Origin of the sequence: Staphylococcus kloosii, from assembly GCF_032139365.1 — a bacterium.
Lineage (GTDB): Bacteria > Bacillota > Bacilli > Staphylococcales > Staphylococcaceae > Staphylococcus > Staphylococcus kloosii_A.
In genome coordinates, this window is sequence record NZ_JAVTDB010000067.1 from 1 (window position 1) to 10,185 (window position 10,185).

At 31.1% G+C, this 10,185-nt stretch carries 8 protein-coding genes; 3 read left to right on the plus strand and 5 right to left on the minus strand.

Annotated features, from left to right (window positions below; genetic code table 11):
- Window positions 1-131 precede the first annotated feature (131 nt).
- The gene (locus RPL90_RS08600) at window positions 132-1,121 is read right to left on the minus strand and encodes an acrylyl-CoA reductase family protein (RefSeq protein WP_313547785.1); all 990 of its coding nucleotides are present in this window, start codon (window positions 1,119-1,121) and stop codon (window positions 132-134) included.
- A 308-nt stretch (window positions 1,122-1,429) separates the two neighbouring features.
- On the opposite strand from RPL90_RS08600, the gene RPL90_RS08605 reads away from it, so the two are divergent.
- Both RPL90_RS08605 and RPL90_RS08610 read left to right on the plus strand, forming a co-directional pair.
- Window positions 1,430-1,951, plus strand: coding sequence for a GNAT family N-acetyltransferase (locus RPL90_RS08605; RefSeq protein WP_313547787.1), 522 nt, complete (start codon window positions 1,430-1,432; stop codon window positions 1,949-1,951).
- A gap of 240 nt (window positions 1,952-2,191) precedes the next feature.
- Window positions 2,192-2,992: a hypothetical protein gene (locus RPL90_RS08610; RefSeq protein ID WP_313547789.1), complete on the plus strand. Its 801-nt coding sequence runs from the start codon at window positions 2,192-2,194 to the stop codon at window positions 2,990-2,992.
- Window positions 2,993-3,049: 57 nt separating this feature from the next.
- Here RPL90_RS08610 and RPL90_RS08615 read toward each other — a convergent pair whose 3' ends face one another.
- Together RPL90_RS08615 and RPL90_RS08620 are read right to left on the minus strand one after the other, a co-directional pair.
- Entirely contained in the window at window positions 3,050-4,741 is a 1,692-nt protein-coding gene (locus tag RPL90_RS08615; protein ID WP_313547791.1) for a CDP-glycerol glycerophosphotransferase family protein, read from the minus strand.
- A gap of 58 nt (window positions 4,742-4,799) precedes the next feature.
- Entirely contained in the window at window positions 4,800-5,948 is a 1,149-nt protein-coding gene (locus tag RPL90_RS08620) for a glycosyltransferase family 4 protein (protein WP_313547793.1), read from the minus strand.
- 451 nt (window positions 5,949-6,399) lie between these two features.
- Here RPL90_RS08620 and mqo point away from each other — a divergent pair, with 451 nt between their 5' ends.
- Window positions 6,400-7,878, plus strand: coding sequence for a malate dehydrogenase (quinone) (mqo, locus tag RPL90_RS08625; protein ID WP_313547795.1), 1,479 nt, complete (start codon window positions 6,400-6,402; stop codon window positions 7,876-7,878).
- Window positions 7,879-7,925: 47 nt separating this feature from the next.
- On the opposite strand, the gene RPL90_RS08630 is transcribed toward mqo, so the two are convergent.
- Window positions 7,926-9,293, minus strand: coding sequence for a HAMP domain-containing sensor histidine kinase (locus tag RPL90_RS08630; protein ID WP_313547797.1), 1,368 nt, complete (start codon window positions 9,291-9,293; stop codon window positions 7,926-7,928).
- On the minus strand, window positions 9,286-9,960 hold the full coding sequence (locus RPL90_RS08635) for a response regulator transcription factor (protein WP_313547799.1): 675 nt from the start codon (window positions 9,958-9,960) through the stop codon (window positions 9,286-9,288). Before RPL90_RS08635 ends, RPL90_RS08630 begins: the two co-directional genes overlap by 8 nt.
- Window positions 9,961-10,185 lie beyond the last annotated feature (225 nt).

The following is a 10,185-nucleotide window of genomic DNA, read 5'->3' on the forward strand; positions in this document are numbered from 1 at the left end:
TATTAAAGTATAACAATTTTATATAGTTTCAAATTTTAGTGATTATATATATAAAGAAATTATTCATTAATATTGTTATAAAAAAAGACAACTTCCAGTTAATGAAAGTTGTCATGTCTAAGTAAAGCGGATTAATTATTAAATGCTATAATAATTCTACCTTTATTATTATGGTCAAGAACGTTTTGAATGCCTTGTTCAATATCTTCGAATGCGATGACTTGTTTAATATCGTGTAGTTGTTTAGGTTTTAAGTCAGTAGCAAGTCTTCTCCAAATTAATTGGCGACGTTTCATTTTAGTATACACTGAATCGATACCAAAGACATTAATACCTCTTAAAATAAATGGGAATACTGAACTAGTAAATTTATCGCCACCAGTCATACCAATCGTAGCTACACTACCATTATAGTCGATATGTTTTAGGACGTGAGCTAATCCTTCACCACCAACTGGATCGATTGCTGCTGCCCAAGTACGTGAGCCTAATGGTTTCGCGTCATTGTCAGAAATACGGTCAATAACTTCTTTAGCGCCTAATGTAGTCAAAGTATCTTTAGCATCAGCTTTACCAGAACTTGCGATAACTTTAAAGCCGATTGAATTTAACATCATGACTGCTAAAGTACCAACACCACCTGATGCTCCACGGACTAAAACTTTTCCATCTTCAATAGATAAACCATTATGTTCTAAAGTTTCAATGGCTAAGCCGGCAGTGTATCCAGCCGTACCGTAAATCATGGCTTCTTCTAAAGTAAGGTTTTTAGGTAAGCGAACAATCCATTCTTCTTTTACACGGGCATATTCACTAAACCCACCATAATGAGAAATACCTAAGTCGAATCCAGTAATGATAACTTCGTCACCTTCTTCAAAAGCGTGACTGTCTGAAGAAGCCACTACGCCGGCTAAATCAATACCAGGCACCATCGGATAATCACGGACTATTTTATTGTTATCCTCAGTAGCTAATGCATCTTTATAGTTTATACCTGAATATTTTACTTTTATTAATACTTCTCCTTCAGGTAAATCATCCGTTGTTATATCTTTAAATTGAGCGTTTACTTTGCCGTCTTGTTCATCGACCACAAAAGCTTTAAATGTTTCAGTCATTGCTCTATGGCACTCCTTTATGTAAATAAAAATTTATGAACAGTAAAAAAACTAATGTCACAATATCATGAAAACTTACTCTTCACAATAAGGCTAATTTTAATTTTTTACAGTAAATGTACATATAAAAACCAATACTTTCATTTATACAACCGTTTAATTATAAAATATACAAGTAACATACACAATGGTAGATTTTAAATTATTTATAAAAGTAATGTTAATCAGCCTTGTAATTGAAATGCGTCTATTAAATATATAATATATTAGTATATTTATAAAATCAGTATAGTAAATGGGGGAATTAAATGTCTTACGAAATTAAAAAAGTAAAATCTACAGAATTACAATTATTAAAAGAACTTGGGATAAAAACGTTCCTTGATACTTTTGGAGACAGTTATAGTGATGAAGATTTTCAAGATTATTTTGATTCAGCATTTACAATCGAAAAGTTAGCTGAAGAACTAGAAGATAGCAATTCGGAAACGTATTTTTATGTGGTTGATAACAACATAGTAGGCTATTTTAAATTGAATGTTGGTGAGTCACAAACTGAACCAATGGGTGAACAATATCTAGAACTACAACGAATTTATTTTTTAAAAGAGTCTCAAGGTGGGGGCAAAGGCGCGAATGTTATTAATTATGCCATAGCGCGCGCGACAGCTTTAAATAAAACGCATATTTGGTTAGGTGTATGGAAACATAATGAACAAGCGTTGAAATTTTATAATAAACATGGTTTTCAGGTAACGGGTGAACATCTTTTTGTTACTGGAGATACGGTCGATTTAGATTTAGTTATGGAAAAATCCGTAGTAAATTAATCAAAATCCTTCCTCAAATACATGAAGATATTATTACTTTTAACAGCATTCAAATATATTGCCTTATTGTTACAATTTTAATTTCATTTAAATATTATTAAAATTTTTAGTATTTAGGTTTATATAAAAAATATTAGTGTATAAAATAGTTAAGCTTACCAATTAGCCATATACGTAAAAGGGGTAATACATATTATGTTTGGCACATAAGTAAGCATCATTATAAGGAGGTTGTATTCTATGAAAAAACTTTTGGCAGGTATTTTAACGCTATCTTTGGCACTTGCAGCGTGCTCAAACGGTGACAATGATAGTGGTAGTAAAGACGATTCAAATAAAGATAAATCGTCTAGTTCAGATAAAGCTAAAGACTCAAACAAAGATAATAAGAAAAATAATGATGATAGCTCTAAATCTGATAAAGACAATGACAGTAAATCAAAAGATAGTAATAGCAATGACAATGCGTCTTCTAACGACAGCGATAAGGCAAATAATAACTCAAACAATGATAGTAATAGTGACGATTCGTCTTCAAGTAGCAATAGTGATAATAGTTCAAATGCTTCAGATGCTGACAATTCAAATGGTAATAGCAATAGCACTGCTAGCGGTAACGACAATAATAGTGCTAATAGTAATTCAAACGCTAGTGCTGGTGCGAATTCAAGTGACGAGAATGCAAACTCAAGTTCACAAAATGGAGCAGCAAACAACGGTTCAAATGGTAAGTATGTCGTACCTTACCAAGGACAAAATGCAGTACCTGTAGCACAAAACATTTCATCATCAAACGATAACTCACAACAAGCATTACGTAACTTACCAAATTTCCAAACTTCACTAGACCAAGCGACTAAAGAAGTAAATGGTGTAAACGGACAAAATAATCCGTATAATGATTATGCAGTAGAAGGTAGTGACGGTAATTATAGTTATATATTTAGTTTCCAAAACCAAGCTCAACCAGGCACTTATACAATTGCAACTGTAGATCAACAAGGCACAGTTCGCATAGTTGATCCTGCATATCATCAATAATATTCACTTATAATAAAAAAGCTGGTAAAGACCTCATTATAGGCTTTACCAGCTTTTTTATTTATGATATTGAATATGTTTATTAATTATATTTGACAGTGTTTCAAAAGCGTGGTTGTTATCATTTACAAAGGCATTATTAGTTATTGATGTCATTTGAAAGCTAACTAAATCATTAAGTAATGCTTTAGCGTCACTATATCTGACTGTTGCTAAAGAATGCATAACATCATCATAGACACCACGTTCGGTTATATATTGTTCATGATTAGGCGTGTACTGACAAACTGTTTTATCTAATGATAATGCGTCAAAAATAATTGATGAATAATCAGTTAGTACAACATCTGCAATTAGTATTAAATCTTGTGTTTCAATATTAGTTGGTGCAATAATTGCATTTTCTGGTAAATAAGTAGAATTACTTTCAACATGACCTTTATATATAACATTGTATTTATTTAATAAACCATCGCTAATAGGAAATAACGCTTCTTCATCTGACTCAGATTTCCAAGTAGGCGCATATAATAGAGTTGGCTTTTCAATATCTAATTTTAATTCATGTTTTATAAATTGAATATAAGGTGCATCAAATTGTTTGGCCAATAAATATTTCACTCTTGGATAACCACAACTTACGACATTTGTATGTTGTAAGGGGTAAGCGCTTTTGAAATAATCAACAATTTCTTCACCATCACAAACTAAATAATCTTGTTGTAACCATTTATTGTATTTACGAGCACGATAATTATAAATATTAAGATTCTGGTACGGCTCATGACTATCTAAAAATAATTTTTTTATTGGTGTACCGTGCCAAAGTTGAATAATAGTACCGTTAGGTTGCAGCGTGTCTGGTATATTGCTCTCTAATATTACAACTCTTGCTTCTTCTATAAGCGATTTAGCTTTAGGATCATCTGGATTAATAAAATTAGGACCTTTTATATCACTTGTAATGAAATAAATAGGTATTTTAGCAAAGTGTTTAGCAAAATGATTAAATAAATAGCGTGAATTTCCTCTAAAGCCATAATCAAAACCTAAAAATACGATATGATCTTTTAGTTTATTGACGTTTTTTTCATAGATATAACTTTGTTGTTGATGTTTCTTTTCAAAGTGTCGTTGTACGCTATTGAATATCCAATAAGGTAATTTAAACTTTGTTTTTAACAATAATTTATCAACAAAACGTAACGTATTTGGCGCTAAAATTTCTTGTTGTTTGAAGGGTACTTTATGATTGTGCATATATGCTAATTTATTTAGATTGTATTTTGTCGTGTTTAAAAGGGAACAATTTTGAACAGTTGTCCATATAACACTAGAAGTAGCAATCTTTTGTTCAAAGTTATAAACTACATGCGGGTCAACCGCTACTTCATCTTGTAATAATGAAATCATAGCTAAGTCAAAAATAGTATTGATTTCGTGTTTATTAAGTATATCTATTGTAGTTGCGATATCAAAGATAACGTTAGGATAGTGATTAATATTTTCTATCCAATCATTAAATGTGATTGTTGTTTTACCAAAATAGCGACAATCATTTCTATAGAATTGGTTTACCGTATAATCTGTAACGATTGTACATGGTTTTAGTTCAACAGCATCTAACATGTCCTCATATATCGTAATACTGTCCGATAATACTGCAAAATGAGAATAGCCATCTTGAGTAGCTTGTTCTAGTCGGCGTGTTAAATCTTGCCAACTGTCTATAGTTAATTGTTTAATCATAAATTATCTCTACCAATCTTTATAAATTAATTTTAATGTTTTGAGTTGAATGTATAGCTTAATCATTTAACATAGTTAGAAATTGTGTATAAACGGCATCAGGCTCGTATGCTTTAACAGTGTTATAACCATTTTTCACAATTTCGGTGTTATTGCTATCACCCGAAAGTAATGTTTGTAACTTATTTGATAATGCCATGACATCACCTTGAGTCACTAAATAACCGTTTTGTTCATTGTTAATGATAGACGTAGGCCCAACGATATCATCAAAACTTACGACTACACTACCTTGATTCATTGCTTCTAATATAACCATGCCAAAACCTTCGTTGCGAGATGGTATAACAGTATATTTACTTTCGGCTAATTTCGTTGCCAATGATTTTGTAGTCGGATTTAACGTAATAATATCTGCCAAATTAAATTGTTCAATTTGTTGTTGTAAGTGAGTTCTTTCTTGACCTTCGCCGTAAATAGCTAATTTATAATTTTGTTCGCGCATGACGTTTTGAATATTATTGATACTATCAATGAGCAAATCAAATCCCTTTTCATATTCTAGGCGTCCGGCAGCAATGATTAAATTGCGTTTACTTAGAGATTGGCGTGCTTCATTCAGCACATTGGGAACGACATAAGCTGGTGTTTCGATAACAGATTCATATCGTTTTTTATCATTGCGCGTTAACGTAGTAATTTTGTCTAAATGGCGATATGCTTTTACGATTTGATCTTGATAAGCAGTAGGGTGGGCATCGAAATTCATATGCTCCATACCTATCTTTTTTACATTTGTAGGTGCATGTTGTGTGATGAATATATTAAAACTAGCACGTGTGCCGATCAAGACGTCAGTATCTACTGATTTAATACTACGAATCATTTTGTTCTCAACGTGAGAAGAAAATTGATATAGTCCCGGTTCATGTTGAGATAATAGACACGGTTTATTGAATGGCGTGTATTTTCTTAAACGATTATAAAATATATCTTTAACATTTGAAGGATGCAGTTGATAATTAGTTAATGCCGTGATTTCAATATTTGGATGTAGCTCAAAATATGGTTTATTGCTTCCCTTAAAAACAGAAATGATTTTTACAGTATGTCCTTTTTGAGCTAATACATTCGCTAATTGTGATATTGACTTTACAGTGCCACCCATAGCGTAAATGTTGTGAGTGAAAAAAGTGATTGATTTCATTATTTATCCCCCAAAAATAATAATGCTCAAAGAAAAATAGTTCTAAAATCATTTAAATAAGCATTATTTTCTACAAAGTACATAGTTAATATCATTAATTATATGAGAAGAACTTATAACTTTCAATTATTGTTAAATAAGCATTTTAATTAGAAAAATAGGGTATACAATATAAAGATAAGCCTTAACTAATCGTTAAAAAATTAATGTTTAGTTTTTGGGGCTTTTTTCATTGTTGATTTATGTATATAATTAAAGAAGTTGATATATGTAAATTGTTATTGTTTGTAAGCATATAATATGACAATGATACAATAACTAAGCAAAATGATTTTTTATTTAAGACTAATAGAAAGCGCTTTATCGATTTCATTATCATACGATTAGTACGACTTTGAATTGTGTATGAAACCTTTCTATGAACATTTATAAAAGGGGGACTGTATTTGTTATGACTACACAACATAGCAAAACAGATGTCATCTTAATTGGTGGCGGTATTATGAGTGCAACGTTAGGAACTATGTTGAAAGAGTTAGCGCCTAACAAAGAAATTAAAATGTTTGAAAGGCTAGATTCACCAGCCCAAGAAAGTTCAAATGCTTGGAATAACGCGGGTACAGGGCATTCAGCGTTATGTGAATTAAATTATACTAATGAAGATAAATACGGCGGTATAGACATTAAGAAAGCTGTTAAGATAAACGAACAATTTCAAATTTCAAAACAATTTTGGAGTTATTTAGTTAAACAAGGCAAATTAGAAGATCCACAAGCATTTATTCAACCTGTACCTCATATGAGTTTTGTACAAGGGATTAAAAATGTTGAATTCTTACGTAAACGTGTAGCGTATTTAAATGAAAATATTCTGTTTAGTAATATGGAAATTACAGATGATAAAGAGAAAATTAAATCTTGGGCGCCGTTAATGATGGAAGGTCGTACTTCTCATATTCCTATGGCAATTACTTACGATAAAACAGGTACAGACGTAAACTTCAGCAGTTTAACACGTCAATTATTTGCCAATTTAGCACAAAAAAATGTTGAATTAAATTATGAACACGAAGTACAAGACATTAAACAACGTAAAGACGGAATATGGGTAGTTACAGTTAAAAACTTAAAAACAAACCAAACAGAAGTTGTTGAAAGTGATTTTGTATTTATCGGTGCTGGTGGCGCTAGTTTACCATTGTTACAAAAAACAGGTATCAAAGAGTCTAAACATATTGGCGGTTTCCCAGTTAGTGGCTTATTCTTAGCATGTACAAAAGAAGAAATTACTAAGCAACATAATGCTAAAGTTTATGGTAAAGCTGCTGTCGGAGCACCACCTATGTCTGTTCCACATTTAGATACACGTTATATCGATGGTAAACGTACATTACTATTTGGACCGTTCGCAGGTTTTTCACCTAAATTCTTGAAAACAGGATCAAATATGGATTTAATTAAATCTGTAAAACCAAATAATATCGTAACGATGTTATCAGCAGGTATTAAAGAAATGAATTTAACGAAATATTTAATTTCTCAATTAATGCTGTCAAATGAAGAGCAAATGGAAGATTTAAGACAGTTTATGCCGAATGCTCAAAGCGAAGATTGGGATGTAATTGTTGCAGGCCAACGTGTTCAAGTTATTAAAGATACAAAAGATAGTAAAGGTAATTTACAATTTGGTACAGAACTCGTTACTTCTAAAGACGGTTCATTATCAGCGCTGTTAGGTGCTTCACCTGGTGCATCAACTGCAGTAGATATCATGTTAGATTTATTGAAAAAATGTTATAAAGATGAATTTAACCAATGGGAAGATAAAATTAAAGAAATGATACCTTCTTATGGTCAAAAACTATCTGAAAACGAAGCGTTATATAAAAAATTAAATGAAGAAATCAAAAAGAATTTGAAAGTAAATTAATAAGATAAAAGCACCCTCTATTTTAATTAAAATAGAGGGTGCTTTTTTTATTTTGTATGAGGTAATGTGATCGTAAATATTGTAGCATCTTGTTCGCTGTCTACTGCAATATTACCATTATGCAGTTCTATAATAGTTTTGGTAATAGCTAAACCAAGACCATTGCTATTATCGTGATTACTCACTTTATAAAATCTTTCGAAAATGTGTTGCTGCGTTTGTTTATCAATCACATTACCTTCATTTTTGATTGTAAATATAATCGCATCGACATTTTCTTTTAAAGATAAATCAATAATACCGTGTTCAACAGAATATTTAATACCATTTACAATCAAATTTTGAAATGCTTGATGTAGCAATCGTTCATTACCTACATAATTGATGTCGGCTAAGTCAGACATGATAGTTAGCTCTTTTTGTTCCGTGGCGAATCGTTCATGACGTACGATATCAGTAAGTAGGTTGTTTAATTTAACTTCATCGTTAAATGATAAATGTGAGCCATTATCAAGTTCTGATAATAATAGTAATTCTTTGGTAAGTTCACTTAATTGTGTAGTAATGCGATATATTTCGTCCACATAATAAGCTTGTTCTTCTTTCTTTGTCGTAAACGTAAGTTTATCTAACAATTGATGAATATGTGTCAGGGGAGTCTTAATTTCATGTGATACATTTTGCACAAAATGTTGGCGCATCGAATCTAGCTCTTTTAATGATTGTCGCATCGCATCAAATCTATATTGTAATGTGCCTAGTTCGTCCTTACGTGTAACTTTAATTGGCGTTGAAAAATTACCACGCATCATAAGTTCTGTAGAACGCTTTAATTGTTTGACCGGCTTAATGATCGCATAAGTAGATAATATAACTAAAATAATTGAAATGATTAACAAGAGTGTAATTAACACTGCTAAAAAGACTCTAAATTCACTAAATGTTTTACCTATATCTGGACGCATAAAAACAGCAAATTCTTGATTTTGTGTCGTAAATTTAACGCCGACAGTATTAGATGTCACGTTTTCAAAAAAGCCTGTAACAAATAATTTGTAAGGTTGATTTTTTATACCATGATAATCCTTATTATTTAGTACTTGAGAGATAGCATGTTGAGAAATATTATCTTTACGGAAAGGTTCACCATAAAATTGTTTGTGTCCATGTTTATTAACAGTCAAAATCTGGTAATTCATGTCGCCCAAATGTTTAAAATAATCGGTACTGTGTTTAGGGCCATCGTTCATTTCAAAAGCCTTTGCTTCTTTTAATGTGCGCATGATTTTAGCGTCATTATTTTCTTTTAAATACACATGATAATATACGTTCGTTATAAGGAAGCTTACTAACGCACTAAAAATCATTACTATGATTGTGTATACTGCAATTCTAATATATAAAGATTTAAACATAATCATCCACCTTATATCCTAACCCACGTATAGTTTTGATCGTTACATCGGCATTAAGTTGTTCTAATTTCTTACGCAGTCTTTTAATATGAACGTCAACAGTGCGTTCATCGCCTTCATAATCAAAGCCCCAAATTTTTTCAATTAAATCATCTCTACTAAATACTTGCTTAAAATTAGAAGCTAGCAAAAATAATAATTGAAATTCTTTATTGGGTAAATTCATGGTCTTTCCATTGGCTTGTATTTCTAGATAAGGTTGATTAATAGTTAAATTATTAAGTGTAATTTCACTGTTTGTATTGATGTTATAACGACGTAATACGGCCTTAATTCTAAACATCAGTTCTTTTATTTCAAATGGTTTAGTGACATAATCATCAGTCCCAGTTAAGTAAGCACGTTCTTTATCACTCAGTGCATCGCGTGCTGTTAACATAATTACCGGTATTTCATAATCTTCTTTTAACACCTTACAAAGTTCAAACCCATTCATGCCTTCCATCATTATATCAACAATACCAATATGTACAGAATGAGATTGTAAATAAGTTAATGCACTTTCGGCACTTGATTGTGTGATTGTTTGAAGACCTTCACGTTCTAAATATGAAGACACATAATCTAATATTTTGGGATCGTCATCTACGATTAAACAAGTCGTCAAGATTCGTAACTCCTATCTATTTAAATTGTTAATTATGACTGTCAGTTTAATTCAAATATAGTCGTTTTAAATTTTTTTAGCAAATATGAATTTTGTTCATATTCAGTTCATATAACAGTCTTATTATACAAATATAAAGTTAATAGAGGAGTGAATATACTATGAAACTAGCACTACAAGAGATGAAATTTTATAAATTCCGTTTTATTTTAATTATGCTCATCA